Raw genomic sequence first — 26471 nt, 5'->3', positions numbered from 1 at the left:
GCGGCGCGGGACTGTAGCTACATTCGGAACGGCGAGTTCAAGCTCTATCGCATGGAGCCGACACAGCGGGAGGCGCTCGAGCCCGACGTCTTCGGGGCGTTTCTCGACAAGCTGGAACGCAACCGACGCGGACTGGAAAGCTTCGGAGACCGGCGCCGGGATGTCGAGGTACACGTCTGTGCCTCCGACGCGTCGCAGGGCGAATGCCCGGTCGTGGCTCCGCCGAACGGATTCGGTCTCGTGGTCACCTTGCCTCCCTACGGCGACTCCGCGACGACGGTCGCCTACGGTCAGTTCTCGCGCCTTTCCGCGGAATGGATCGGACTCGATAACCCTCGCAGCGTCGACCGGCGTTCCATGGGTGGACGCCACCGGGAGTGTCGAGCCGATCTGGGCCCAGTCGCTGAAGTCGTCGAGCGGATCGCCTCGGTCGATGCCCGGCGGGCGAATCAGGTCACTGCGTACTACATCGACCTGGCGCAAAGCATCCAGACGGTCGTGTCCGTCCTCGCCGTACACGCGACCGTGTGCTATGTCGTTGGTAACAGGCGCGTGAAGGGCATCACGCTCCCGACGGACGCGTTCGTCGCTGACGCCTTCGCGCGTCGCGGATTCTCGCATCGGCAGACGATCATCCGCGCCATACCCAGCAAGCGGATGCCGTCGGAGAACAGCCCGTCGAACGTGCGAGGGGCAAAGGACACGACGATGACGCGCGAGTACATCGTCGTGTGCCAGCGGTAGACGCGCGCAGGGGTTTCACGGCTATCGTCCGAAAGCTCGTGACCGCCCCAGAGCCCTGTGACCGTCGCAACCGCCTCGTCGAACGGATCCGCCCATGTCTGACGCCCTGATCATGGATCGTGTCACCAAGTCGTTCGGCGACGTCGTCGCCGTCGACGAGCTGTCCCTCCGCGTGCCGTCCGGCTGCATCTACGGCGTGCTCGGGCCCAATGGGGCTGGCAAGACGACCGCGCTGCGCATGATCGTCGGCATTCTGGAGCCGGACTCTGGGAGCGTTTCGGTGCTCGGCTTGGCGGACGCAGCGGCGGTGCGTCAGCGGATCGGATATCTGCCGGAGGAAAAGGGGCTCTACAAGAAGATGCGCGTGGGCGCGATGGTCGCCTACGCGGGCGAGCTCAAGGGAATGCCCAAGAAAGCCGCCCACGAGAACGCCATACATCTACTGAACGTCTACGGACTGGGCGACTGGGTCACCAAGCGCTGTGAGGCGCTGTCGAAGGGCATGAGCCAGAAAGCCATGCTCCTGAGCACGATGATTCACGATCCTGACCTCGTCATCCTCGATGAGCCGTTTTCCGGGCTGGATCCGGTCAACACCGAGATCATGCGCGATGTCATCGTGAACATGCGTCGTCAGGGCAAGACGGTTCTCTTCTCGACGCACGTCATGGAACAGGCGGAGCAGATCTGCGACGCCATCGTGCTGATCCATCGTGGGCGCAAGGTGCTCGATGGTCCGTTGGCGTCCGTCCTCGATGCCGGTGGAACCGCCGTGCAACTGGACTACGACGGCGACGGCGAGCCCCTCAAGGAGTTGCGAGGCGTGTCGCGCGTGAACGACGCCGGAAAGCACGCGGAGCTCATCCTCGACAGTGGAACCGACCCCCAGGACGTTCTCGCGCAAGTCGTCGGCAAAGTACGCGTGCGACGGTTCGACCTTCGGGAGCCGTCGCTGCACGAGGTGTTTGTGCGTGCCGTGAAGGAGGACGCGAGTGGCGAATAGGGTCGCTCTCGTCGCGCGGCGCGAGTACTTGGAGAACCTGGGCACCAAGGGCTTCTGGCTCGGATTGCTGGTGTTCCCGGTGATTCTCATCGCGTCGATCGCGGTTCCCTTCCTCTTCTCGAAGTCGGCAGGCAGACGAACGTACACCGTCATCGACGGGTCCGGTTGGCTCGGAGCCGCGGTCCAGGAGCGCATCCTCACCCAGGAGTTCACGACGCTCCTACGCGCAACGATCCGCATCGAGGAGTCCGGCGATTCATCCGCCTACGCGCTGCCCGATTCGATGGTGGAGCTCGCCGTGGCTGTCAAGCCGCTCAGCGATGACCATCGGGCGCGCGTCGCGGGAGCGCTCGCCGGGTCCGATGCCGCAGTCGAGGCACTGGACAGCGCACTGGACAGCTATGTCAAAGAGCTCGTTCTGTCGGCACGCGCCGAAGCGCAGTCGTGGTATCGATCACTGACGGCAAAGCAGGCGAAGCGCATCGACGATGGGCTCGACGCGACTCGCTACGCCTACGTCGCGCCGCCCGACAGGCCCGCTGCGGTGGACGAGCTCAATCGACAGATCGCTGACGGAAGGCTGTTCGCCTACTTCGTCATCGGGCCCGATCCCGTCACCGGCTCCGATGGCACGCGATACGTCTCGAAGAACCTGACCGACACGAGCCTGCGCGACTGGTACGCATGGCGCGCCAGCGAAGTCGTGCGCGAACGCCGGATCGAGCGTCAGGGGTTGACTTCTGAGATCGCCGGATGGCTCTCGGCGCCGTTGTCGTTCGTCGGGGAGGTGGTCGGATCGGGCGGCGCGACCTCCGCCGCGAAGGCATCCGACAAGCTGCGCCAGTGGGCGCCCGCGATCTTCGTCTACATCCTGTGGGTGTCCGTGTTCAGCTCGGCTCAGATGCTGTTGATGAACACGGTGGAGGAGAAGTCGAATCGCGTTCTCGAAGTGCTGCTCTCCTCGGTGTCGTCGCTGGAGCTGATGTCGGGGAAGATTCTCGGAATGGCGGCGACGGGTCTCACCATCGTGGGCGCGTGGGTCGCGTTCTTCTATGCGACAACCATGGCGCTCCCCCGGTTCTTCGTCGGAATGCCCGACCTCGGACTGGCGCAGATCGCCTCAGACCCCGTCTATCTGCTGCTCTTCCTGTGCTACTACATCTTCGGGTACTTCCTCTATGCCGCGCTGCTGGTTGCCATCGGCTCCGTCTGCAGCACGCACAAGGAAGCTCAGAACCTGATGACGCCGATCGTGCTGGCACTCATCCTGCCTCTGTTGACGCTGACGCCCATCACGCGAGACCCCAACGGAACCCTCGCCCGTATCCTCTCGTTCATTCCCACGTTCACGCCGTTCGTCATGATGAACCGTTCTGCCGGTCCACCGGAGGTCTGGGAGTACGTCGTCACCACGGTCGAGTTGATGCTCTCCGTGGTCGTGGCGTTTTGGGCGGCAGGACGTGTCTTCCGCGTTGGAGTCCTGATGACCGGCAAGCCTCCTTCCCTTCGCGAGATCGTTCGCTGGGCCCGCGCCAGCGGCGGACGACGCCAGATCAACGCCCTCTGACGCCGGACCGGTTCGCGCCAACGTGTCGGGACGTGGAGAACGCCCCAGCCTGTGGTATCGTTACGATGCGATTCGAGCCGGTGTGGGTGAGGGAGGTTTCCATGCGTCTGACGAACGAGCAGATCGAAGAGTACGACCGCCTTGGGTTCCTGTTCTTCCCGGAGCTGCTCAGCAAAGAGGAAGTGGCGATCCTCCGCGAGGAAGTAGACCGGGCGATGGCGACGCCCGGAGCCTGGACCCAGCGCGATCGTGGAGCGACGACGACGGCGATGGCGCTCTGGACACAGCGGGGCGACTCCGCCTACGGGTTGCTGCCTGGACTGCCGCGAATCGTGGAGCCCGCTCGACAGTTGCTGCGCGAGGACGTGTTCCACTGGCACAGCAAGTTCATCTTCAAAGCGCCGCGCACGGGCGCGCCGTGGAAGTGGCATCAGGACTACGGTTACTGGTATGGAGATGGGTGCCCGACGGAGCGTCTTCTGTCGGTGATGGTCTTCATCGACGAGGCGCGGCCTGACAATGGGTGCCTGAACCTGATGGTGGGAGCTCACAAGCTCGGACGCCTCGAGCATGTTCCCATCGAGTCCGGCACGGACGGGAACCAACTCGGCATGCGCGACGATGCGGTTCGCTCCCTGGTCGAGCGCTATGAGGTCCGTGCAATGACGGGCGCTCCCGGCGGCGTCGCGTTCTGGCACTCGAACGTGCCGCACGTGTCGGCGGCGAACACGTCGGAGTACCCCCGGCTAGCGGTCATCGTCGCCTACAACGCGATGAGCAACGCTCCGGCAAGTGGCAAAGGCGCGGGCCAAGGTAAGCCGGAGCCCATCCGGACCGAATCGGAAGACGCCCTGCTCCGCTGGAAAGCGAGAGCCGGCAACGCCGCGTCGTAGCATCGGTACGCGCGGACAGATAGGTCTGGAGCGCGATGCGAGCGTCCAAGCAAACGCCCATGATGGAGCAGTACCTTCGGGTGAAGGCTGAGAACCCGGATGCGATCCTGTTCTTCCGCATGGGCGATTTCTACGAGACGTTTCTCGAAGACGCGCCGATCGTCGCCAAGACGTTGGGCATCACGCTGACGGCCCGCGACAAGGACGCGAACGGCGAACGGACTCCCCTCGCTGGCTTCCCGCATCACGCCCTCGACTCCTACCTCCACAAGATGATCCAAGCCGGCTACAAAGTCGCGATCTGCGAGCAGATCGAGGACCCCAAGTTAGCGAAGGGCGTGGTCAAGCGCGCCGTGGTTCGCGTCGTCACGCCCGGTACCGTCACCGACCCCAAGGTGCTCGAGATCAAGGCGAACAACTTCATCGTCGCAGTCTACGAGCACGACGGACGCCATGGGCTCGCGTGCGCCGACGTGTCGACGGGCGAGTTCTACGTGACCGAGATCGGTTCCGACCGACGTCTCATCGCGGAACTGAACCGGCTCGACCCGCCCGAGATCGTCGTCAGCGAGGAACTGCGTCGCGGCGAGCTACTGGAGTTCGCAGGTCGTCCGACTCAGCCCGTCGTGAACCGCCTCCCGGCTTGGAGGTTCGACCCGCCAACGGCGCGACGAGTCCTGCTGGATCACTTCCAGATGGTCTCGCTGGACGGATTCGGCTGCGAACAGATGCCGTCTGCCGTCGGCGCGGCGGGGGCCCTGCTCGCCTATCTCAAAGACACGCAGAAGGACGCGATCCACCACGTCGTCGCCATCGAGACCTACTCGACCGAGTCCTACATGACGCTCGACCCGGAGACTCAGCGGAACCTGGAGCTCCTTCGGTCGATGCGCGACGGCTCGACGCACGGGACGCTGCTCGCGGTGCTCGACGCGACCCTGACGGCGATGGGCGGCAGAAAGCTGCGGCAAGCGCTCCTTCAGCCGCTGCTCGACGTCCGCGAGATCCAGGCGCGGCTGGGTGCCGTCGAGGAACTTCGCGCGGACATCCACCGTCAAGAGGACCTGCGCGAGCTCCTCGACGGCGTGCATGACATCGAGCGCCTCATGGGGCGCATCGGTCTCGGCACGGCGAATGCGCGAGACTTGCGAGGACTCGGACGGTCGCTCGCCGTCTTGCCCGTGCTGCGGCAGATGTTGTCCACATGCTCGTCGAGCTTGCTGACCACGCTCCACGAGCACCTCGACACGTGCGAGGATGTGTCGGCGCTCATCGAGCAGGCGATGCACGAGGATCCGCCGATGTCCCTCCGGGAGGGTCGCCTGATCCGCGACGGATATCACCCCGGCTTGGACGATCTGCGCGACGTGATCGCCCACGGCAAGGAGCGCATCGCCAGTCTGCAGGAGTCGGAGCGCGACCGAACCGGCATCGCGAGCCTCAAGATCGGCTTCAACCAGGTGTTCGGGTACTACATCGAGGTGACCAGGGCGAACCTAGCGAACGTTCCTGCCGAATACATCCGCAAGCAGACGCTGGCGAACGCCGAGCGCTTCATCACGCCGGAGCTGAAGGAGTTCGAGGAGAAGGTGCTCACGGCAGAGGAGCGCATCCTCGATTTGGAGTACGACCTGTTCGTCCAGGTTCGCGATGCAGTGCGGGAGCAGGCGTCGCGAATCCAGCGAGCGGCGAGCGTCGTGGCGAACGTCGATTTCCTGTCCACGTTCGCGTTCGTGGCGGCGCGGAACAACTACGTCAAGCCCGATGTCGATGGCGGCGACGTCATCTACATCAAGAACGGTCGGCATCCCGTCGTCGAGCAGCTCGTGACCCACGAGGGCTTCGTCCCGAACGACACGTATCTGAGCGCGCGCCAAGAGCCGCTGCACATCATCACCGGGCCCAACATGTCCGGGAAATCGACGTACCTCCGGCAGGTCGCCCTCATCGCGCTGATGGCTCAGATGGGGAGCTTCGTCCCCGCCTCCGAGGCGCATATCGGCGTCGTGGACCGCATCTTCACCCGCGTTGGGGCGTCGGACAATCTCTCCATGGGTCAGAGCACGTTCCTCGTCGAGATGAACGAGACGGCGAACATCCTGCACAACGCGACGTCGCGCAGTCTCGTGATCCTCGACGAGATCGGCAGAGGAACCAGCACGTTCGACGGGCTCAGCATCGCGTGGGCGGTCTCCGAGCACATCCTGCGGGAGCTCGGCGCCAAGACGCTCTTCGCCACGCACTATCACGAGCTGATCGAGCTCGCAGACCGGTATCCGAGGGTGCGCAACTACAACGTCGCGGTTCACGAAGACGACGAGAAGGTGACGTTCCTGCGCAAGGTCGTCGAAGGCGGCACGGACCAGTCGTACGGCATCCACGTCGCGCGGCTGGCGGGTCTGCCGGAAGCCGTCGTGCAGCGGGCGTGGGAAATCCTCGGCATCCTGGAGAGGCACGACATCTCGGTCGGTGACAAAAAGGCGCCGCGTGCCCGTCGGCGGCTCCCCAAGCGCAACGTCACCGACGGCGGATTGCAGCTCTCACTGTTCGGTGCGCCTGCATCCTCGACAGCGGACCCCGTACTCGAAGAGCTCCGCGAAGCGCTGTCCCGCCTGAACCCGGACACCATGACGCCCCTCGAAGCGCTGAACGCCCTCCACGGGCTCAAACGCAAGCTCGACGACGAGTCCGACTCGTGACGCGGGGAGCCGGTGAACCTTGACATGCCTCACGTCGCGGGATAGCATGAGTCTCGCAGTCTAGCGGGCTGCCAGAGGTTTCAGGTGGAGCCCGGCTAGGGCACCAGGAGTGGACGCATATGCACGCGATTGTCACCACCGGCGGCAAGCAGTATCGCGTCGCGGTGGGTGAGATGCTGGACGTCGAGAAGCTCGACGGCGACGTGGGCGACCAGGTCACGCTGAGCGATGTGCGGCTCGTGTCGCTCGATTCGGGCGAGACGAAGATCGGTACGCCGCAGGTCGAGAACGCCGCGGTCGTCTGCGAGATCGTTGCGCAGGACAAGAACAAGAAGCTGATCGTCTTCAAGTCGAAGCGTCGCAAGGGGTACAAGCGGAAGCTGGGTCACAGGCAGCCGTTCACGCGGCTCCGAGTCGAAGCGATCAACTCCTAGCTGTCCGGACCTCGGGAGGGAACCGAAATGGCGCACAAGAAGGGTCAGGGCAGCACGCAGAACGGGCGCGAAAGCCACTCCAAACGGCTTGGCGTCAAGCGCTTCGAGGGCGAGCAGGTTCGATCCGGGACCATCCTCGTCCGTCAGCGCGGCACGCGCTACCATCCGGGCGAGAACGTCGGCATCGGCGGCGACGATACCCTCTTCGCCAAGATCGACGGCGTCGTCCGCTTCGAACGCAAGGATCGCACGCGACGGCAGATCAGCGTCTACTCGGAACAGCCGACCGCGTAGGTCCGCGCGACACAACCACGCCTGCGGATGAGGGAGCCTCGTTGCGACGAGGCTTTCGTCTTTTCCGCGTCGGGACTCACCGATGATCGACATTGCCGAGATCGAAGTCCGTGGCGGCGACGGCGGCGACGGCTGCCTGGCGTTCCGACGCGAGAAGCACGTCCCGCGCGGCGGGCCCAACGGCGGCGACGGGGGCAAGGGCGGAAGCGTCATCTTCGAGGCGACCGAGTCGGTCTCCACGCTCATCGATCTGCGGTACTCGCAGCACTACGACGCGGGGAGAGGCGGCAACGGCGAAGGGAACCAGCGCCACGGAGCCGACGGTCAGGACACCCGCGTGCTCGTCCCGGTCGGAACGACCATCGACGACGTTGAGACCGGCGAACGCCTTGCCGACCTGTCGGAGCCCGGTTCCCAAGCCGTCGTCGCCCGGGGCGGCATCGGGGGACGAGGCAACGCACGGTTCAAGACGAGCACCTATCGGACGCCTCGCGTTCGCGAGCTCGGCGAGCCCGGAGAGGCGCGACGGCTGCGACTCGAGGTGCACCTGATTGCGGACGTTGGGTTGGTCGGGTTCCCGAATGTGGGCAAGTCCACGCTGCTCGCGCACGTCTCCGAGGCGAAGCCGAAGATCGCCGACTACCCGTTCACGACGTTGAGCCCGAACCTCGGCGTCGTCCGCCTCGGACTTGGCGAGAACATGGTCGTGGCAGACTTGCCGGGACTCATCGAGGGGGCTCACGAGGGAGCGGGGCTGGGCTATGATTTCCTTCGGCACGTCGAGCGAACGCGGCTCCTTCTCCACGTCCTCGATGGCGCCGCCGTCGAAGGCAGAGACCCGCTGCGCGATCTCGTCGTCATCAACCGCGAGCTTTGTGCGCATTCGGAGGCGCTGGCGCATACGCCGCAGATCATCGTGCTGAATAAGGCGGATCTGCCGTCGGCGCAGGAGAACCTGCCTCGTCTGCTCGACGCGCTGAGCGGGCGACCGGTTCACGTCGTATCCGGCGTCACCGGCGAGGGGCTCGACGCGCTGATGCGGCAAGCCTACGCACGGCTCCGACAGATGCGCGCCGTCGACGCCGCTACCTCCGACGACGCCGAAGAGCCCGTTCTGTTCCGCGAAGAGCGGCGGCGAGGCGTCCGCGTCAGCCGGAGCGAAGGAATCTACTGCGTGGACAGCGACGCGGCGCGACGCGCGGTCGTCATGACGGAGATGGGCAACGACGAAGCCGTCTGGCTCCTGCATCGCCGCCTGACGCGGATGGGCGTCATCAAGGCGCTGAAGCGTGCCGGGGCGAGAGAGGGCGACACGATCCAGATAGGGGACACACAGCTTGTCTTCTCAGCAGGGGATCACCCACTCACGTTCGCGGACTACCTGGCTTCGCGGCGTCAAACGCCTCGTCGTCAAGGTCGGAACGACGACGCTGACAGCGGGAACGCGGGAGCTGAGTGAGTCGCTGATCGCAGAACTGGCTCGCCAGATCGTCGCCGCGAGGCAACAGGGACTCGAGGTCATCCTCGTCACCTCAGGGGCGATCGGCGTCGGTTCCGGCAGACTGAAGCTCCGGTCACGACCGCGCGATATCGGATCACTGCAGGCAGCCGCAGCCGTAGGTCAGAGCCTGCTCATGCACACGTACGAGACGGCGTTCCGCGCCCTCGGACAGCCGGTCGCTCAGGTGCTCATCACTGCAGGCGACCTTCGCGACCGCCGACGCTATGTCAACTTCAGCAATGCCATCGCGGCGCTGTTCCGCTACGGCGTCGTGCCCATCGTCAACGAGAACGACACGATCTCGGTCGACGAAATCCGCGTCGGCGACAACGACACGCTCTCGGCGCACGTGGCGAACGCTTCGGATGCCGATCTACTGGTCCTGCTCAGCGACATCGAAGGGCTCTACACGGCTGACCCGAACACCCATCCGGGCGCGAGCCTCATTCCGGAAGTGGACCGCCTGACGCCTCAGGTCCATCGGATCGCCGACGGCGACCGCGCCAGCGGCGCAGGGCTCGGAACGGGACGACTGGCGACCAAGCTCCGCGCCGCCGAGATCGTCGTCTCCTCCGGCAAACCGATGGTGCTCGCGCGCGGCGGACGACCGAATGTCCTCACAGACATCCTCGACGGCGAAGAGGTCGGGACACTGTTCTGCCCATCGTCGACGCGCTTGGGTAGAAGGAAGCGATGGATCGCGTACACGCTGTCGCCGCGAGGCGCGCTGACACTCGACGACGGAGCGGTCCGCGCGTTGACGGATCGTGGCAAGAGCCTCCTGCCTTCGGGCGTTATCGCGGTTGACGGAACGTTCGCGTTCGGAGACCCTGTCCGCTGTCTGAGCGCCGAAGGAACCGAGTTCGCGCGTGGACTGGTCAACTACGCGGCAGACGAGATCCGCGCGATCCAGGGGAGCCGTACCGCTGCCATCGAGAGCATTCTCGGATACCACTTCGCCGACGAGGTGATCCATCGCGACAACCTCGTGCTCATCGACCACGCTGAGACGCCCGACGACTCAACGTCCGCTGATCCCGACTAGGGAGCCCTATGATGACGACCGAGACCCGTGTCCGCGAACAGGCGCTCGCCGCCAAGCGAGCCGCGCGAACCCTGGCTGCCCTCTCCTCGGCGACGAAGACAACCGCCCTCATGCGCATGGCTGAGGCGCTGACCGGCAACGTGGATGCTCTCCAGTCGGCGAATCAGCTCGACCTCGACGCAGGTCAGGCGAACGATCTCACCAAAGCGATGCTCGACCGCCTGGCGCTGACGCAGAAGGTCATCGACGGCATGGCGGATGGTCTCAGGCAGATCGCCGCGTTGCCCGACCCCGTCGGCAACGTGGACCGCATGTGGGTGCGCCCGAACGGACTTCGCATCGGGAAGATGCGAGTACCCCTCGGCGTGGTCGGCATCATCTACGAGTCGCGTCCGAACGTTACGGCGGACGCAGCCGGGCTCTGCATCAAGTCGGGGAACGCGGTCGTGCTGCGGGGCGGCTCCGAGGCGATCCACTCGAACACGGCAATCGTCCGGCTGCTGCGTTCCGCCGCCGCCGAGTCCGGACTGCCCGCAGAGGCGATCCAGATCGTCGAGACGACCGACCGAAGGGCGGTCGGCGAACTGCTGAAGCTGGACGACATCATCGACGTCATCGTGCCGCGCGGCGGCAAGGGTCTGATCCGGTTCGTCATGGAGAACTCGACGATCCCAGTCGTCAAGCACGAGGACGGCATCTGCCACACGTACGTAGACCGCCGAGCGAACCTCGATATGGCGGAAGGTATCGCGTACAACGCGAAAGTCCAGAGACCTTCCGTCTGCAACGCGATGGAGACGCTTCTGGTGCATGCCGACGTCGCGGATGAGTTCCTGCCGCGCATCGCGGCGCGGCTCACCGCTGCCGGCGTCGAACTGCGCGGATGCGAACGGACACGCCACCTCCTGCCGGAAGCCGCCGCCGCGACCGAAGACGACTGGCGAACCGAGTATCTCGATCTGATCCTCTCGGTACGGGTCGTCGACTCGCTCGACGACGCCGTGGCTCACATCGAGGAGTACGGTTCCCACCATTCCGACGCCATCGTGACCGACGACTACGAAGCCGCACAGCGGTTCCTCCTCGACGTCGACTCCGCCACCGTCTACGTGAACGCCTCGACGCGCTTCACCGATGGCTACGAGTTCGGTCTGGGCGCGGAGGTCGGTATCAGCACACAGAAGCTGCACGCCCGGGGTCCCATGGGCATCGACGAGCTGACGACCTACAAGTACATCGTCTACGGATCGGGGCAGGTGCGCGGCTGATCCCGCCGCGCCGGTCCGCCGGACCACTGCCCAAAATGTACGCAACCCCCCGCTGACATATTCAGCATGCTCAGGCGTAGAGCGCCCGCACTTCGGCGGGAATGACGACCGAATATGCCTGTCGGAACCCGTCCCGCCCGGGATCGGCTCCCCTGCGCGCACTTGGCACACCGCTTGCTGTGGCACGCCCAAGGTACGTCGGCTCACCATCTGCTCTGCGCACATCGGCTCGCGATGTGCTGACGACGACTGAGGGGCATTCCATGCAAACAGCGCGAATCAAGGCGGCACGCCGAGGTTTCGGGATCGCACTGACCGTAGCTCTGCTACTTGGGGTCGTCGACCCGCTGGTGATCGTTTCCGTCGCTCAGAACGTCGAAGCCTCGAAGGAGCCCACGACCGCCACAGCCGATGCGATCACGACGGACGAAGCCGAAGACGGCGTGCCAGAGAACGTCCAGGCGTTCGTGAAGGAGAGCCTGCAGGGCGAAGGCGACCACAGCTTCTCCGATTTTCTATGGATGGGAATCGCGGGATTCCTCGTGTTCTTCATGCAGGCGGGGTTCGCCTTGGTCGAGAGCGGGTTCACCCGGTCCAAGAACACCGTGAACATCCTCATGAAGAACCTGCTGGACTTCTGTCTGGGATCGATGGCGTTCTGGGCGGTCGGTTTCGGGATCATGTACGGGTCAAGCCAAGGCGGGTTCCTGGGAACGGGGCGGTGGTTCCTCTCCGACGCCGTCGGCGCCGATGGTTCCATCAACAACTGGGAGTATATGGAGTGGTTCTTCCAGGTCGTGTTCGCGGCGACATCCGCCACAATCGTCTCCGGTGCGATGGCGGAGCGCACGAACTTCAAGGGTTACCTGATCTACAGCGTCGTCATCTCCGCGCTCATTTACCCGATCCAGGGGCACTGGATCTGGGGCGGCGGATTCCTTGCCAAGCTGGGCTTCCATGATTTCGCTGGCTCCACGGTCGTTCACTCGGTCGGTGGATGGGCGGCTCTCATGGGCGCGATCCTGTTGGGACCGCGACTCGGCAAGTTCGACAGCAAGCGGAACCCGCGCGTCATACCGGGTCACAGCATTCCGCTCGCGGTGACAGGCGTTTTCATCCTGTGGCTCGGTTGGTTCGGGTTCAACCCGGGCTCGACTCTCGGGGCGAGCACGTCCTTCGCCCGTATCGCGGTGACGACGAATCTGGCGGCTTGCGCCGGCGGTCTGGCGGCGATGTTCTTCGCATGGGCGAAGGTGAAGAAGCCCGATGTCGGCCTGACGCTCAATGGCGTTCTCGCCGGCCTCGTCGCCATCACAGCACCGTGCGCGGTCGTCTCTCCAGGGTCGGCGATCATCATCGGGGCTATCGCAGGCGTCCTGTGCACGCTCTTCGTCGATATCATGGAGCGGACCTTCAAAGTGGACGACCCTGTGGGCGCGTTCGCGGTCCATGGCGTCAACGGCGTGTGGGGCACGCTCGCTGTGGGTCTGTTCGCCGCGGACCCGTTTGCTTCCGCGACCGGCGTGAAGGCGGGCTTGCTGTTCGGCGGCGGACTTGCCCAGCTCGTCTCGCAGGCGATCGGAATCGGTGTCGTCGCGGTCTGGACGCTCGCCACGACAGGCATCCTCTTCGGCGTCCTCAAGGCTGCGGGCTTGCTGCGCGTGTCGGCTGACGAGGAGATGGAGGGTCTCGACGCGGGCGAACACGGGACCCACGCCTACCACCACGACGATCAGACGGGTAGAAGCATCGCGTTCGCGGGGGAGGGTGACTAGAGACCTGGCGGAATCCGGTGGCCGCCGATAATCCTCCCGGCGGCGCAGAGGGCCTCGCGGCGAGTGGCGCCAGAACATCCCAGCGCCTCTCGCCGTCGAGGCTTTTCTACACTCCCCGGATGGCGGCGATCAGGTTGCGGTAGTAGTGGACGATGCCAGCGGCGTCAACCATGGTCGCGACATACTGCACGCCGATTGAGATGAGCCATTGCGCCATTTCGGCGTCGCGGGCGTAGGAGCCGACCCACCGACCCGCTGCGCGCGCTTTGCGCGTGCACTCGACGAGCGTGTCCCGAACCCGAGGGTGGTCCACTTGACCCGTGATGCCCAAGGACTGGGAGAGATCGTAGGGCCCGAGAAAGATGACATCGATTCCATCGACGGTGAGCACATCGTCTAGGTTTTCGACCCCACCGACGCCTTCGATATGCACGATCACGAGCTGCTCGGAGTTGCATGCCTCGGTGTGATCTCGCGAACCGATGTAGCCTCCAGCCCGTGTGAAGATCGACACGCCGCGCTCCCCTCGCGGAGCGTACTTCGCAGCCCGGACCGTGCGCTCGGCGTCCTCGCGCGATCCGCACTGCGGAACCTGGACGCCCCCGGCTCCGATGTCGAGAGCGCGGAGGATGAGGTCGGGCTGGTTCTGGCTGACCCGGATGATCGGCGTAGCGCCGCCGCATTCCGATCCCCGGATGAGATCCTCGCAGGTCTCGATTGTGATGGGCCCGTGCTCGGTGTCGAGAATGACGAAGTCCAATCCCGATACCGCCAGCGCCTCGACGACGGTCGAATTCGGGACGAGACAGAACGTACCGATGACCGTCTCGCCATTCGCCAGTTGCCGCTTGAGTCGGTTTGCTTTCATCCCTGTGCTTGCTCTTTCTTGCGGCGGCGTCCGCCAGCGGTCCCAGCGACCGGAGCAGCAGATCGGGCGAGCGAGCGATCCACTGCCGCCTCGAACCGATCGACCTCGCGCCGGATCGTATCGAGGCTTCCCGTCCAGAACTCGCTGGATCGTATGTCGATGCCGAACCGTGACGCCAGCTCCGCCGCCTCTTCACTGCCCGTGGCGAGCAGGAGCGAGTCGTAGTCGCGTCGGAAGGAACCGGGGTCCTGTTCGTATCGGCTGTATAAGCCGAGCCCGAATAGAAGACCGAACATGTACGGGTAGTTGTAGAACGCGGGACCGTAATAGTGGGGCTTTGCCGCCCACATGTAGGGGTGTCGCGCGGCGGGATCGAGCACCTCGCCGTAGGTCTTCGCCTGGGCGTCCGTCATCATCTCCACGAGCTGCGAGACGGGTACGTCCTGCCGGCTTCGGCGCTCGAACAGTTCCTGCTCGAAAAGGAACCGGCTCGCGATGTCGACAACCTGCTGCACATGGCTCTGGAGGGTCGAGTCGAGCATCACCAACTCATCGGTGTTGCTGGTATGGTCGAGGACATGCTGGCGGACCAGAGTCTCGCAGAAGATGCTCGCGGTTTCCGCGAGCGTCTTGGGGTACTGCCGCTGTAGGGGCCGGAGCTCGCTCAACACTGCCGAATGGTAGGCGTGTCCTAGCTCGTGGGCGAGTGCGGTGATGGTGGTCGCCGTCGGACGGAAGTTGATGAGGATCCGGGACTCGTCGCGGCGCAGACCTACGCAGAAAGCCCCGTCTTGCTTGTTGGGTCTTGACGACGCGTCGATCCATCGTTCTCGAAAGGCACGAAACGCGAGATCGTGCAGGCGAGACGAGTACTGGGCGAAGCCCTCGAGCACCACCTCCGAGGCTTCGCTGTATGTCCAGGAACGGTCGCCGTCGGCAACCGGAGCGCTCAGGTCGTACCACGCAAGCCGCTCCACGCCCAGCGACCGCGCCTTGGCAGCCAGATACCGATGGAAGTGCGGGAAGTAGCTCGTCGCCGCGTCCATCATGGCATCCAGCGACGCTCGGTCGATATGGTTCTCGAACAGCGACTGATCCAGTGCGGACATCCACCCCCGCCGTCTGGCTAGGATCGTCTCCTCGCCCTTGATCCCGTTCAGGGCGGCGGCAATCGGAGCCGCATGGTGCTCCCACGCCTCGATCTCTGCCCGGTACGCATCGCGGCGCAACGCGCGATCCGGGTGCTGGGACATCGCGCGTATGCGACTCATCGGCACCTCGTCCGGCTAACTGTCGAGGTGGTAGCGGACCCGCATCTGCGAGGCGACGGATCGGTACAGCTTCACCCAACTGCCGCTGCCGGTGAGAGACAGTTCGGATGCGAGCTCCTCTTCGCCCGAGCTCATCATGTGCGCCGCATTCACCCTCGCCGTGCGGAGCATCATCCGATGGCTAGCAGCTTGCTCCGACCTCGATATCAGTGACTCGGTGTTGAGCGAGCCCAACCACGCCGACTGTCGTGTCCCGACGATGGACAACCGCGACGACAGCCTCTGGAACCGGCTCCATGCCGCCTGGGCTGCGTCGTCGCGCGAATCCGTCGTCAAGTGGCAGTGGATGTAGGCTGCCAGCGTTCGGGCGCGATCGAGAATCTCGTTGTGCTCGGTGACCAGGTGCTCGAAGTCCGCCACTACAGCGGCGGTCGTGCGGACCCGCTCGCGAGCGCCGATGCCGCGTTCGTCCAGAAACCGAATGAGCGCCTCGATGCGGTTGGAGACGGTGGCGAACTCGCTCTCGAACGGACCCGAGCCGAGACCGGGGAATACGGCCGCCATGTCCCACTGAGACGTGTCGCCAACGATGGCTTTGTTGTCAGATCGATCCGCCAAGCCCAGGAACTCCCTCAATCGCTGGGATCACGCCACCGACCCGATACGGTACCCGCGTCACGCCCACAGACTGCTTGACTTCCGCGCCCGAGCCACACTAGAATCATCTCACGCCTTGGAGCCGATCCCAAGCCGGGATGTCGGAATTGGCAGACGAGCTAGATTCAGGATCTAGTGGGCGCAAGCCCGTCGGGGTTCAAGTCCCCGTCCCGGCACCACGCTTCGTCCCCGATTCGCTCTCCTGCTCGCCTGATTGCGCACTCCGAATCCGTCGCTGCAGTTCCCGTACAGCTCCGGCGTGCTGCCACGCCCCGGTTCCACCGGCAAGCGCCAGGGCGGAGCGGCACATCGAAGCGGCATCGGACACACGTCCCTCCGCGAACGCAGCCTCCGCGCAACGCCAGAGCGCCTTCAGAGCGGATTCGTAGTGGTCGATCGCCCGAGCCGGCACAGTCGCCTGCTCACATCCATTTCCAGCGCGCCGATAGGCGTCTGCGGCGGCAGTGAGGTCCCCGCTTGCTTCGAACGCCCTTGCAGCCCCGGCATAGCACGCGACGCTCTGCAAGAACCACCTGGCGGCGCGATGCGTGTTCCCGGCGGCGGCGGCTGATTCACCGGCGCTGCGAAAGGCATCCCCAGCTTCGACTGACCGTCGATTCTTTTCTAGACGAGCGGCTGCCTTCGCCAGCTTTCGGGCGTTCTGCCGGTATGCGCGACGTGTAGCCCACGCTCTGCCGTGGGATTGGTTTGAGCGAGTCGTGGTCTCCAGTGCCGCCGAGTCGGACTGCCGATGTCTCGTATCGGTACGGAAACCTGTTTCTCGGCGAGTTCCGTGTTCTGTCGCCGGTTGCGGAACCGGCTCCTGGGCGACGGCTTCGACAGGCGGCGGCGAGCACATTCGGCGGATCGCGTCGACCAACCCATCTGCCAGGACTCCGGTCGCCGAAGCCGCTTCGATCTCACGCAAGGCTTGCTCATGGGAGCCCTGATGCGCCAAATCGGCTGCAGCCTGAAGGCGCGTCGCGGCAGTCGCGATCGCTTCGGTGTCAGACTCCGCCTTGAGCCGCTGCCGTTGCTCGAGCGCGGACGCCTGACGCATCCAACGCGCGGTCGAGGCTGGGATTCGGAGATGACGCCGCGTCTCCTCGATGGCGGTCTCGAGCTGCTCGACGGGAGTGCCGTTCATGAGTCGCTTGGCGCCCACTCGTTCGTACTCGGATTCCCGTATCCGATTGATGGCGACGAGCAACTGATCCGTGTCGTAGACGCGATCATGGGGTTCGGGGCGCAGGCACATGCTGACGATCTCGCGTGCGGGCTTCGGCACGATGCTGGGCAGCTCAGGCGAGATGGTTTTCTTGGCGTCGCGGACCTCATCGTGCGTCGTGCCCGGGTAGGGGAACGTCCCGGTCAGCATTTCCCAGAATAGAATCCCCACGGTGAAGATATCGACGCGATGGTCGTGTTGACCGTCGTATTGTTCCGGCGCCATGTATCGCCGTGTCCCGGCGAAGGTCGAGGCATAGTCGTAGACCGCATCCCGGACCTGAGCGACACCGAAGTCGGACACCTTCGATATGCCGTCCGCGTCGATGAGGATGTTCTTGGGCTTGATGTCCCGGTGGATCACGTTCTGGCGGTGAACGTGGGCGAGGCCCGAGCAGATGTCGGTGAGAATGCCCAAGCATTCGTCGAACGGAAGCGGAGCCTGTTGGAGCTTCACATGGAGGCTCCCGTTCGGCACGTACTCCATGACGATATAGGCGACGTGTTCGTCGTCTCCAGGCTCAACCGTATGGATGGACACGATGTTCGGGTGCTGCCACGTCCTGCCCATCGCGCCGATTTCCGAGACGATGTAGCGGTAGGAGTTCTCGTAGACGTCGCGGCGAAGCGCCTTGATCGCGACTCTGCGATCGCAGCGCAGCTCCAACGCGCGGTACACGGACGAGAACGAGCCGCTTCCGATGAGCCGCTCGATGCGGTACTTCTCGCGAAGGAATGGATTGTCGATCATCAGCTTGGGATCCGCCCAGCGGACGGGAAGCGCACTCTCGGCAGCGACATGCATCCAAAGGCTAACACGGTCGGCATGGGGCGTCAATCGCCATCCGACGATGGCAGGGCTGTTTCATGAACGGACCGCCTGATCCCGAATCGGGTCAACCCAACGGGTCATTCCCGCGAGCCCCGCCTTCGCGGGGCCAGGAAGCGGGGATCCAGGGCTCTGGGCTCCCGCTTTCGCGGGAGCGACGGAGCGGAAACGGTGGCTCCACGGACGGCTGGTGTCCCGTCGGAGCAGTGGACGTTCGTCTGGACCCCGCCGTGCGAGGATCGAGGGGCTTCATGAAACAGCCCTGCGACGATGGCTTGCGCAGTTCCGACGGGTCCACATCCCTCAAGAGACCGGGTGATTCCGGGCTGAATCCGCACCTGCGCTCGGTCCCCGAGTATGGCGATCGGCACTGCCGAGAAGGGCAACGCGATCCGGCGATCGCATGTTCAAAGGCATATCCTGACCCCATCCACCCAACGCCGGACGTGTCGAGGGCGATGCCTGTTCCCCGTGCCAGATGCGCGGGTTCGACACGGTCTGCTCCGACCAGCTCAGGCGTGCGACGGCGGCCCGGCAACCGTTGATGGAACGGTTCCATCGGCGTAGACTGCGGTCGAACAGGTTCGGACCGGAGCTTCCACACAGGAGGAACCATCGTGTTGGACGATCTGTGCCGCCTGCGGCCAGGAACGAGCCGCCGCATCTCGAGCTGGGACAAGTCGGGACGGAACGGCGACGCGTGGCCCATCCCACCTGGCGAGACGACCACGCTGGCTGAAATCGACGGAGCCGGCATCGTGCGTCACATCTGGGTGACGGTCGCAGCAGAGGACCCGCTGTACCTTCGGAAGACCGTCCTCCGAATGTGGTGGGACGGACAGGCGCATCCGAGCGTCGAGACGCCGCTGGGCGACTTCTTCGGTGTAGGTCACGCCCGAGCCACGTCCTACTCGTGCGCGCCTCTCAACATGTCGGCGAACGTCCAGAACGAGCAGCACGCGGCGATGAACGCCTACTTCCCGATGCCCTTCGCCAAGGGCGCGCGCATCGCCGTCACCAACGAGAGCGACAAGCCCATCCGGTCGTTCTACTTCTACGTCGACTACGATGCCCTGCCGTCCGTCGGCGACGACATGGCGCGGTTCCACACCCAGTGGCGCCGGGAGAACCCTTGTCCGCGCGCCGCGACGCTCGATTCGTCAACGCCCGACGTCAACCTGACCGACGCCGAGAACTATCTGTTCTTCGAGGCTGAAGGGCGGGGACACTACGTCGGCGTGAACCTGAGCATCCACAATCTGATGGGCGGATGGTGGGGCGAAGGCGACGACATGATCATGATCGACGGCCAGAAGTGGCCCCCCGATCTGCATGGAACCGGCAGCGAGGACTACTTCTCGCAGGCGTGGGGTTCGCAGCCGCACAACACGTTCCCGTACTGCGGCGTCTCCTACCACAGGGGCCCGCACAACGGGTTCAACGAGAAGATCACGGTCTATCGCTACCACATCTGCGACCCGGTCGTCTTCACGAAGTCCATCCGCGTCAGCATCGAACACGGACACGCGAACGACCGGAGCGACGACTACTCCTCGACCGCCTACTGGTACCAGACGCTCCCGAGCAAGCCGCTCCTGCCGCTTCCGAACGTCGAGGATCGGCTGCCGCGAGCGGACGTCACGCTCTACCCGATCGATCTGCCCATCCCCGTGACGGATCGCGGACGGAGCGGAAGCCCCATCAGCCCGGCGAAGTGGTCGCCGAAGTAGGCAACCATGCCCAACGCCCGACGGACGCTCCGGCGTCCGTCGGGCACCGATGCTCGTTACGGACTGGAAACGACCGGTTCCGGCGTCGTGAACCCGTGGAACCGGGGCTCCGCAAAGGCGAGCCGGCGCGCCATCGTGTCCATCGCCGTCGCGCTGTTGTCGATCAGCACGACATCCCTGCCCAGGCGGGCTCCCGCCTCGCCTAGCGTGCCGCTTCCAGCGAACGGGTCCAGCAACCGACCCTCCGGCAGGCTGTGCACCTTGACGATCCTCGTGACAATGCCCAGTGGCTTCTGGGTCGGGTAGCCCGTCTTTTCCTTCCCGGTCGGGCTGACGACGGTGTGCCACCAGACGTCGGTCGGCATCTTGCCGCGCGTCGCCTTCTCAGGACCGACCAATCCAGGAGCCATGTACGGGATGCGGTCGGCTTCGTCCAGGCGGAACACGAAGTCTGACGGGTCCTTGGCGTACCACAGGATCGTGTCGTGCTTCGGCGACCAGCGCTTGGTGGAACGCGCGCCGTAGTCGTACGCCCAGACGATCTCGTTGATGAAGCTCTCGCGCCCGAACAGCAGGTCGAGGAGCACCTTGCAGTAGTGCGCCTCGCGGTAGTCGATGTGGAGGAACAGCGAGCCGTTGGGCTTGAGGATCCGTCGAATCTCGACGAGACGGGGTTCCAGGAAGCCCAGGTAGTCGTCGAATGCGTCGGCGAACGACTGGCTCCCCAGCTTGACGGTCCGGTACCGGTTCCCCTGGAAGCCCGTCCGGTCGCCTTCGTCGTCTCGCACCGTCCGTAGACGAGTTCGTGACTGCCGCTTGCCCGTGTTGAATGGCGGGTCCGCGTAGACGAGGTCGAACGAGGCGTCAGCCATTGCGCGAAGGATGGGCAGGTTGTCGCCATGGTATATGTCGATGCACGGCATAGTCCGTCACGCCTGAGAGCGAGAGAGCCGCGTTATGCGTCGGCGAACTTCACCGAGACGACCTTCGAGATGCCCGCCTTCTCCATCGTCACGCCGTAGAGCAGGTCCGCTTTCTCCATGGTCCGCTTGTTGTGCGTGATGAGGATGAACTGCGTCTCCTCGGCGAAGTCGCGGATGAGGTTGGCGAACCGAACGACGTTCGCCTCGTCGAGGGCGGCATCGACCTCGTCGAGGACGCAGAAGGGACTCGGGCGGATTTTGAACACGGCGAACAGGAGCGCGATGGCGACCAGCGAGCGCTCGCCGCCGGAGAGCATCGTGATCGTCTGAGGACGCTTGCCCGGGGGCCTGGCGATGATGTCGATGCCCGCTTCGAGGACGTCCTCGGCTTCGAGCAGACGCAGTTCGGTTTCGCCGCCGCCGAACAGTTGGACGAAAACCTCCTGGAAGTTCGCCTGGACGAGCTCAAAGGTCTCCATGAACCGCTCGCGGGAGGTCTCGTTGATCTTCTGGATCGCCTTCAGGATGGAGTCGCGCGCCTGCTCCAGGTCGTCCCGCTGGACACTCAGGAACTCCAGCCGCGTGCGGTGACCTTCGTATTCGTCGATCGCCATGAGGTTCACGACTCCCATCGACTCGATCTGAGCCTGGAGCTCGCGTACCTTCTCCGCGACCTGGAAGTCGTCACTGCCGACCATTGGATCGCTCTCGACGTCGGAGACGGCGATGCGGTACTTCTCCTGCAGACGCTCCGCGATGGCGCGCTCCTCCATCTGCATCTGCGTCACCGACACGTCGAGGTTGTGTCGGGTCTTCGCCAGCTTCTCGAGCTCGCGGCGCAGGCGTCGGACCTCCTTGTCCCGCTCCGCCAGAGACGCGACGAGCTCGCTGCGCTCCGATTCCAGCCGCACGACCTCCTCGGTGTGCTCGAACTTCCTCTGCTCCAGCAGCATGAAGCTCCGCTGCGCTTCGGAAACGCGGGTTTCCAGCTCTCGCACGAGGTCTTCGCTGTTCTCGACCGACTGTCGGTACTCCTCGATCGTTCGCCGCACCTCCGCAGCGTTGTCCTCCAGCGACGAGACGATCCCGGCGATCCCCTCGTACCGCTCGCGCGAGCTGGCGATCTGGACCTTCATCTCGGTGACGGACGCCTCGACCTCGGCGCGCTTCGTCTCCTCGCTCGTCACCTGCTCCTGGAGGCGGTCGGCGAGACGGTTCAGTGACTGACACTGCTTCTCGATGTCGTCGACCTTCTCCTTGACCTCGCCGCGCTCCCGCGTGATGTCTCCGGTCTCGACGGACAAGAGCTCCAGTTCGTGCTCGATGATCGAGAGCTCCTCGTCGACACGCTTCACGCCATCGCGCAACTGCCCGAGGTCTTTGACCGCTTCCGCGCGGCTGATCTCACACGCCTGGACCTCCGTCTGCGTGGTTGCCCGCGCCTGCTGCGCGTCCGCTAGGTCTTTGGCGATACGCGCGCGACGGGCTTCCTTCTTCGAGAGCGTGTCAGTCAACTGCCCGATGCGTTCCTTGAGGTCTTCGATCTCGCGCGGACGCTGGAGGAACCCCGACGACTGTTCGCGCTGCGAGCCGCCGGTCATCGCGCCACCGGGGTTCACGATCTCGCCCTCGAGCGTCACGAGCCGCATCCCGGTGCGTTCGCGACGCGCGATGTGGATCGCCGCGTCGAGGGTCTCCACGACCAACACGTTCCCCAGCAGCGACTCGACGGCAGGACGGTACTTCGGGTCGCTCGACACGAGGTCGGGCGCGTAGCCGACGACGCCGTCGTAGTTCAGGAGCTCGCGCTCCAAGCCGCGACGCGGACGCAAGATGTCCAGGGGCAGAAACGTCACACGTCCGGCGCGGTGCTGCTTGAGGAAGTTGATCGCTGTCTTGGCGTCGTCCGCCGTGTCGGTGACGATGTTTTGGATGCCGGCTCCCAGAGCGACTTCGATGGCTTGCTCGTAGTCCGGCTCGGTCCGAACGAGTTCGGCGATGACCCCGCAGATGCCCGGTAGGCGTTCTGGCTCCTGCTCGTGCACGCGCAGGATCGCGCGCACACCGAGGTAGAACCCCTCGTAGGAGCGCTGGAGCTCTTCGAGCGACTTCACGCGGGACATCGCCATCGCCAGCGTGTCCTGCTGACCTCGCATCTCCGCTTCGAGCTTGCGCACTTCGGTCTGCGCCGCTTCGATGCGCGTGTCGTAGTCGGACACGTTCGCCTTGTGCGCCGCCAACTGCGCGTTCAGGTCAGTGACTCGGCGCTCTGCCTCCTCGACCCGAATCTGCGCTTCCTCTTGCGACTTCTTCAGCCGCAGGATGTCGGCTTTGAGCCTACCTTCGCGGGAGCGGGAGTACTCGGCGCGGTTCTCCAGAGTCGCGAGCTCATTCTGAGATCGCGTGCTCTGGTTCATCAGCTCGATGACCTTCGCCTTGGACTCCCTGATCTTGGTCTCAGCTTCCTTGATCTGGCGCGACAGCTCTTCGAGGACGCGCATCCTCCCCTTGAGCTTGCCCTCGTCGAGTCCCAGAGCGATCTGCAACTGCTCGCGTTCGCGTTGGCGCTCGGCGATCTGCTTGCCGATCCGTTCGAGTTGTCCGTTCAAGTTCTCGATCTGCGCCGCCGTGTTCTGCCGCTGCTCGGCGAGGCTGAGCTGGCGTTCTTTGTAGAGCGCTATCGTGCTCTCGGTCCGCTCAATCTCCGTTTCCAGCTTATGAACCTGCGACTGCGCGCCGTTGATCTCGCGGTCGAGCTGCTCACGGCGCTCGGCTCCCGATGCCAGCGATGCGTCGAGCTCGTCGATGGAGGTCGTCGCGGACTGAACCGCCTCCTGAACCGCGCGGAACTCCTCCTCGATGCCAGCCAGCTTCGCGCGGAGCGAGTTCCATTGGCGTCGGGCGAGTTCGACTTCGAGAACGCGAAGGTCCGACTGCCGTTCCCTGAACTGCAGCGCCCGCGCCGCCTGCTGACGCAGCACTTCGGTCTCGCGCTCCAACTCGCCGATGACGTCGTTGATGCGGATCAGGTTCTGTTCGGTTTCGTCCAGCTTCTTGAGGGCTGCCTTCTTGCGGTACTTGTACTTGCTGATCCCCGCGACCTCGTCGAACAGGTAGCGGCGATCCTCCGGGCGCGTGTTCAGGATCAGGTCGATGTTGCTCTGCTCCATGAGCGAATAGGCGGACTTCCCGACTCCCGTGTCCATGAAGAGCTCGTGGATGTCTCGGAGCAGGCAGGCGGAACCGTTGATGAAGTACTTGCTCTCGCCGGTGCGATGGAGCTGGCGCGTGATCGTCACCACCGGCGAGTCGATGGGCAGGAGGCTGTCTTCATTGGAGAGCGTCAGCGCGACTTCGGCGACCTTCGCGGGCTTCTGGTCCGAACCGCCGTTGAAGAGCACATCCTCCATCCGGGCGCAGCGCAGAGACCGGGAGCTCTGTTCACCCAGCACCCATCGGATGGCATCAGAGACGTTGCTCTTGCCACAGCCGTTGGGCCCGACGATTGCCGTCGTCCCCTCTTCGAACGACAGTTCGACGGAGTCGGCGAAGCTCTTGAAGCCGCTGACTTTGAGCTGTTTCAGTCGCATCGGAGATCGCTCTCCATGGTCGCCGAAGCCAATGGCATGCCTCCCACGTTCGTCATAAGTCGTATGCCACGTGAGTCAAGCACAATCCCTGGGGCGGGGCGGATTCGCCAGCGCACGACCGATCCCGCGCGTCGAGTATCCGCTGGAACTCGTCGCCCGCCGCCTCCCTCCCTATCCCGATCTCCGGAGCCACGCGCACCAAGGTCCCGACCAGAGCTCGAACCATGCCGCGCAGAAACGCGTCCGCCGATATGGATACGAAGACGCGGTCGGCTTCGTTCCAGCACCGGCAGTCGGACACGTCGCAGAGGGTCGAGGTGCGACTGCTGCCCGTCTTGCGGAACGAAGCGAAGTCGCGGGTGTTCGGGACGCGCTGGCACAGGTCGTCCCAGACATCGACCGGAATGGGGCGCCGGTAGTGCCACTCGTAACGCGCGGACATGGTTGAGGGATCATCCCGGTTCAGCAGCGTGTAGACGTACGTCCTGCTCCGAGCGTCGAATCGCGAGTGGAACCGGTCGTGCACCTCGTCGACGCGCCGAATGCCGATGTCGCGCGGGAGGGCGTCGTTCAGCGCACGCTTGAGCCCGGCGCAGGGAATCGGAGACGACGTCACGAAGTTCGCCACCTGACCCAACGCGTGGACGCCGGCATCGGTTCTCCCAGCCCCGGTCAAGCGGATGTCCTCGCGAACGATGCGGGAACCGGCTCGCTCGATGACCGCCTGGATCGTCAGGGCGTTGTCTTGTGCCTGCCAGCCGGCATAGTCCGTCCCGTCGTATTCGATGAGGAGTCGGAGATTGCGTGGCATGTTCTTGGGGGAGCCGCCCCTTCCGGTCGGATTTCGGTGGCAAGTATACACGGACTCCGCGCGAGAAGCGAACCGTGTCGCACCGCGCGTTGAGCCCGACGAGCCGACTGGGTAGACTCTTGCCGTTCGTTGTCCGACGGTGATGGCACATGGGAGGCATCCGGTCATGTCGCGCGAGGCACGACTTCTCTCCGACGAGCAGATGCGAGGGTACATCCGGGACGGGTACGTGTCGCTGAGGACGTCCCTTCCACGAGAGTTCCACGATTCGGTCTACCGACGAATGCAGGACGCCTTCGACAAGGATGGGAACCCCGGCAACAACCTGCTGCCGAGAGTTCCTGAGGTACAGCAGGTCTTCGACGATCCGGTCGTACACGGAGCGCTCGCCAGCGTGCTGGGACCGACGTACCTGCTCCACGCGCACCGGCATCCCCACTACAACGCTCCGGGCAGCCCGGGTCAGACGATGCACAAGGACTCATGGGCGCGGCGTCACCACCGGACGCGGTGGATGATGGCTTTCTACTACCCTCAGGACACACCGGTGGAGATCGGGCCCACAGGCATCGTCCCAGGATCGAGCTACTACAACCAGCCGCAGCACGGACCCAACAACGAGGGCGAGGTGCCCGTCACCGGCGAGGCGGGCTCCATCACCGTCGTCCACTACGATCTGTGGCATCGCGGGATGCCCAACCGCAGTGACCGGACGCGGTTCATGATCAAGTTCCTCTTCACGCGTCTCGACGAACCGACGCGTCCCACATGGGACAACCTGACCGAGACCTGGGCTCCCGTGGACACGGATGAACCGCGCATGTGGCGGCACATGTGGCGCTGGCAGCGGGGCGAGGCGTCTCACGAAGCTGTCCATGGGACTGGCAACGGCTCCATCGGGGCGCTCGCATCCCAACTGGGCGCGGAGCCGGAGCGGGTTGCGTTCGACGCGGCGTACCGCCTCGCGGAACTGGGCCCCGAAGCGCTTCCATCGCTCATGGATGGATTGCGCTCCGAGTCGGGGTACGTGCGGCGGAACGCCGCTTACGGGCTCACCGCGATGGGCAGCCCTGCTGTGCAGCCGCTGGTCGATGCGCTGGAAGACGCTCGCGCCGAGGTCCGCGAGATGGCGGCGAGCGCCCTCCTCGACATCGGCTGGTCAGCTGAAAGCGCTGTCGGTGCCCTGTGTCGCTCCGCAGCGGACCCAGCAGTGACTGTCCGGCGCGTCGCCGTAGAAGCCATCGGAACCGCCGGTCAGCGCGTGTCAGACGGGGCGGTTGCGTTGGCGTCGGCGATGAAGGACGAGGACGAGTGGGTCCGCCGAAACGCCGCCCTGGCGCTG

At 64.7% G+C, this 26471-nt stretch carries 19 protein-coding genes and 1 tRNA gene; 13 read left to right on the top strand and 7 right to left on the bottom strand.

Features of this window, described 5'->3' with window-relative positions; genetic code table 11:
• The first annotated feature begins 838 nt into the window (after window positions 1-838).
• From FJZ36_09725 to FJZ36_09680, 10 genes are all read left to right on the top strand, one after another.
• The gene (locus FJZ36_09725) at window positions 839-1747 is read left to right on the top strand and encodes an ATP-binding cassette domain-containing protein (GenBank protein ID MBM3215178.1); all 909 of its coding nucleotides are present in this window, start codon (window positions 839-841) and stop codon (window positions 1745-1747) included.
• On the top strand, window positions 1737-3314 hold the full coding sequence (locus tag FJZ36_09720; GenBank protein ID MBM3215177.1) for a hypothetical protein: 1578 nt from the start codon (window positions 1737-1739) through the stop codon (window positions 3312-3314). The genes FJZ36_09725 and FJZ36_09720 overlap by 11 nt, the downstream gene beginning before the upstream one ends.
• Window positions 3315-3379: 65 nt before the next feature.
• On the top strand, window positions 3380-4207 hold the full coding sequence (locus FJZ36_09715; protein MBM3215176.1) for a phytanoyl-CoA dioxygenase family protein: 828 nt from the start codon (window positions 3380-3382) through the stop codon (window positions 4205-4207).
• Window positions 4208-4242: 35 nt separating this feature from the next.
• Window positions 4243-6906, top strand: a complete 2664-nt coding sequence (gene mutS, locus FJZ36_09710) for a DNA mismatch repair protein MutS (GenBank protein ID MBM3215175.1) — start codon at window positions 4243-4245, stop codon at window positions 6904-6906.
• Window positions 6907-7025: 119 nt separating this feature from the next.
• On the top strand, window positions 7026-7340 hold the full coding sequence (gene rplU / locus FJZ36_09705; protein ID MBM3215174.1) for a 50S ribosomal protein L21: 315 nt from the start codon (window positions 7026-7028) through the stop codon (window positions 7338-7340).
• A gap of 27 nt (window positions 7341-7367) precedes the next feature.
• Window positions 7368-7634 (top strand): 50S ribosomal protein L27, encoded by a 267-nt coding sequence (locus tag FJZ36_09700; protein ID MBM3215173.1) that lies wholly within the window; start codon window positions 7368-7370, stop codon window positions 7632-7634.
• 82 nt (window positions 7635-7716) lie between these two features.
• Window positions 7717-9093 (top strand): GTPase ObgE, encoded by a 1377-nt coding sequence (gene obgE / locus FJZ36_09695; protein ID MBM3215172.1) that lies wholly within the window; start codon window positions 7717-7719, stop codon window positions 9091-9093.
• Window positions 8990-10180 carry a glutamate 5-kinase gene (gene proB, locus FJZ36_09690; GenBank protein MBM3215171.1) on the top strand — a complete coding sequence of 397 codons (1191 nt, stop codon included), beginning with the start codon at window positions 8990-8992 and terminating at the stop codon, window positions 10178-10180. The genes obgE and proB overlap by 104 nt, the downstream gene beginning before the upstream one ends.
• Window positions 10181-10191: 11 nt before the next feature.
• Window positions 10192-11448, top strand: a complete 1257-nt coding sequence (locus tag FJZ36_09685) for a glutamate-5-semialdehyde dehydrogenase (protein MBM3215170.1) — start codon at window positions 10192-10194, stop codon at window positions 11446-11448.
• Between the two features lie 521 nt (window positions 11449-11969).
• Window positions 11970-13223 (top strand): ammonium transporter, encoded by a 1254-nt coding sequence (locus FJZ36_09680; protein ID MBM3215169.1) that lies wholly within the window; start codon window positions 11970-11972, stop codon window positions 13221-13223.
• Between the two features lie 106 nt (window positions 13224-13329).
• Here the strand turns inward: FJZ36_09680 and FJZ36_09675 are convergent, their stop codons facing one another.
• Genes FJZ36_09675 through FJZ36_09665 form a run of 3 tightly spaced genes read right to left on the bottom strand, consistent with a single transcriptional unit; the run spans window position 13330 to window position 15980 of the window.
• Window positions 13330-14091: an aldolase gene (locus FJZ36_09675; GenBank protein ID MBM3215168.1), complete on the bottom strand. Its 762-nt coding sequence runs from the start codon at window positions 14089-14091 to the stop codon at window positions 13330-13332.
• Complete coding sequence (locus FJZ36_09670) at window positions 14088-15362, bottom strand: M3 family oligoendopeptidase (GenBank protein ID MBM3215167.1); 1275 nt, start codon at window positions 15360-15362, stop codon at window positions 14088-14090. The genes FJZ36_09675 and FJZ36_09670 overlap by 4 nt, the downstream gene beginning before the upstream one ends.
• A gap of 15 nt (window positions 15363-15377) precedes the next feature.
• A complete protein-coding gene (locus FJZ36_09665) occupies window positions 15378-15980 on the bottom strand; it encodes a M3 family oligoendopeptidase (GenBank protein ID MBM3215166.1) in 603 nt (200 codons plus the stop codon).
• 131 nt (window positions 15981-16111) lie between these two features.
• On the opposite strand from FJZ36_09665, the gene FJZ36_09660 reads away from it, so the two are divergent.
• Window positions 16112-16198, top strand: a tRNA-Leu gene (locus FJZ36_09660).
• On the opposite strand, the gene FJZ36_09655 is transcribed toward FJZ36_09660, so the two are convergent.
• The gene (locus tag FJZ36_09655) at window positions 16177-18051 is read right to left on the bottom strand and encodes a serine/threonine protein kinase (GenBank protein ID MBM3215165.1); all 1875 of its coding nucleotides are present in this window, start codon (window positions 18049-18051) and stop codon (window positions 16177-16179) included. The genes FJZ36_09660 and FJZ36_09655 overlap by 22 nt on opposite strands.
• Window positions 18052-18689: 638 nt before the next feature.
• Here FJZ36_09655 and FJZ36_09650 point away from each other — a divergent pair.
• Window positions 18690-19805, top strand: coding sequence for a DUF2961 domain-containing protein (locus FJZ36_09650; protein ID MBM3215164.1), 1116 nt, complete (start codon window positions 18690-18692; stop codon window positions 19803-19805).
• 56 nt (window positions 19806-19861) lie between these two features.
• On the opposite strand, the gene FJZ36_09645 is transcribed toward FJZ36_09650, so the two are convergent.
• From FJZ36_09645 to truA, 3 genes are read right to left on the bottom strand one after another with little or no spacing between them, the layout of a single operon-like run.
• A complete protein-coding gene (locus tag FJZ36_09645) occupies window positions 19862-20728 on the bottom strand; it encodes a site-specific DNA-methyltransferase (GenBank protein ID MBM3215163.1) in 867 nt (288 codons plus the stop codon).
• Window positions 20729-20760: 32 nt separating this feature from the next.
• Entirely contained in the window at window positions 20761-24318 is a 3558-nt protein-coding gene (gene smc / locus FJZ36_09640; protein ID MBM3215162.1) for a chromosome segregation protein SMC, read from the bottom strand.
• A 52-nt stretch (window positions 24319-24370) separates the two neighbouring features.
• The gene (gene truA / locus FJZ36_09635) at window positions 24371-25345 is read right to left on the bottom strand and encodes a tRNA pseudouridine(38-40) synthase TruA (protein ID MBM3215161.1); all 975 of its coding nucleotides are present in this window, start codon (window positions 25343-25345) and stop codon (window positions 24371-24373) included.
• Here truA and FJZ36_09630 point away from each other — a divergent pair.
• The coding region (locus FJZ36_09630; protein MBM3215160.1) for a phytanoyl-CoA dioxygenase at window positions 25272-26471 on the top strand (1200 nt) is incomplete at its 3' end. The genes truA and FJZ36_09630 overlap by 74 nt on opposite strands.

It is taken from the genome of Candidatus Poribacteria bacterium (assembly GCA_016866785.1).
Classification (GTDB): domain Bacteria; phylum Poribacteria; class WGA-4E.
This window is presented reverse-complemented; position numbering and strand designations above follow the sequence as displayed.

Excerpts from the sequence above, each read along its gene's own strand:
- FJZ36_09725 (MBM3215178.1), top strand. The coding sequence starts at position 839 with ATGTCTGACGCCCTGATCATGGATCGTGTCACCAAGTCGTTCGGCGAC.
- FJZ36_09715 (MBM3215176.1), top strand. The coding sequence starts at position 3,380 with ATGCGATTCGAGCCGGTGTGGGTGAGGGAGGTTTCCATGCGTCTGACG.
- mutS (MBM3215175.1), top strand. The coding sequence starts at position 4,243 with ATGCGAGCGTCCAAGCAAACGCCCATGATGGAGCAGTACCTTCGGGTG.
- rplU (MBM3215174.1), top strand. The coding sequence starts at position 7,026 with ATGCACGCGATTGTCACCACCGGCGGCAAGCAGTATCGCGTCGCGGTG.
- FJZ36_09700 (MBM3215173.1), top strand. The coding sequence starts at position 7,368 with ATGGCGCACAAGAAGGGTCAGGGCAGCACGCAGAACGGGCGCGAAAGC.
- obgE (MBM3215172.1), top strand. The coding sequence starts at position 7,717 with ATGATCGACATTGCCGAGATCGAAGTCCGTGGCGGCGACGGCGGCGAC.
- FJZ36_09685 (MBM3215170.1), top strand. The coding sequence starts at position 10,192 with ATGACGACCGAGACCCGTGTCCGCGAACAGGCGCTCGCCGCCAAGCGA.
- FJZ36_09680 (MBM3215169.1), top strand. The coding sequence starts at position 11,970 with ATGGGAATCGCGGGATTCCTCGTGTTCTTCATGCAGGCGGGGTTCGCC.
- FJZ36_09675 (MBM3215168.1), bottom strand. The coding sequence starts at position 14,091 with ATGAAAGCAAACCGACTCAAGCGGCAACTGGCGAATGGCGAGACGGTC.
- FJZ36_09670 (MBM3215167.1), bottom strand. The coding sequence starts at position 15,362 with ATGAGTCGCATACGCGCGATGTCCCAGCACCCGGATCGCGCGTTGCGC.
- FJZ36_09655 (MBM3215165.1), bottom strand. The coding sequence starts at position 18,051 with ATGCATGTCGCTGCCGAGAGTGCGCTTCCCGTCCGCTGGGCGGATCCC.
- FJZ36_09645 (MBM3215163.1), bottom strand. The coding sequence starts at position 20,728 with ATGCCGTGCATCGACATATACCATGGCGACAACCTGCCCATCCTTCGC.
- smc (MBM3215162.1), bottom strand. The coding sequence starts at position 24,318 with ATGCGACTGAAACAGCTCAAAGTCAGCGGCTTCAAGAGCTTCGCCGAC.
- truA (MBM3215161.1), bottom strand. The coding sequence starts at position 25,345 with ATGTACCCTCGCATCTGCTCGTCGGAGAGAAGTCGTGCCTCGCGCGAC.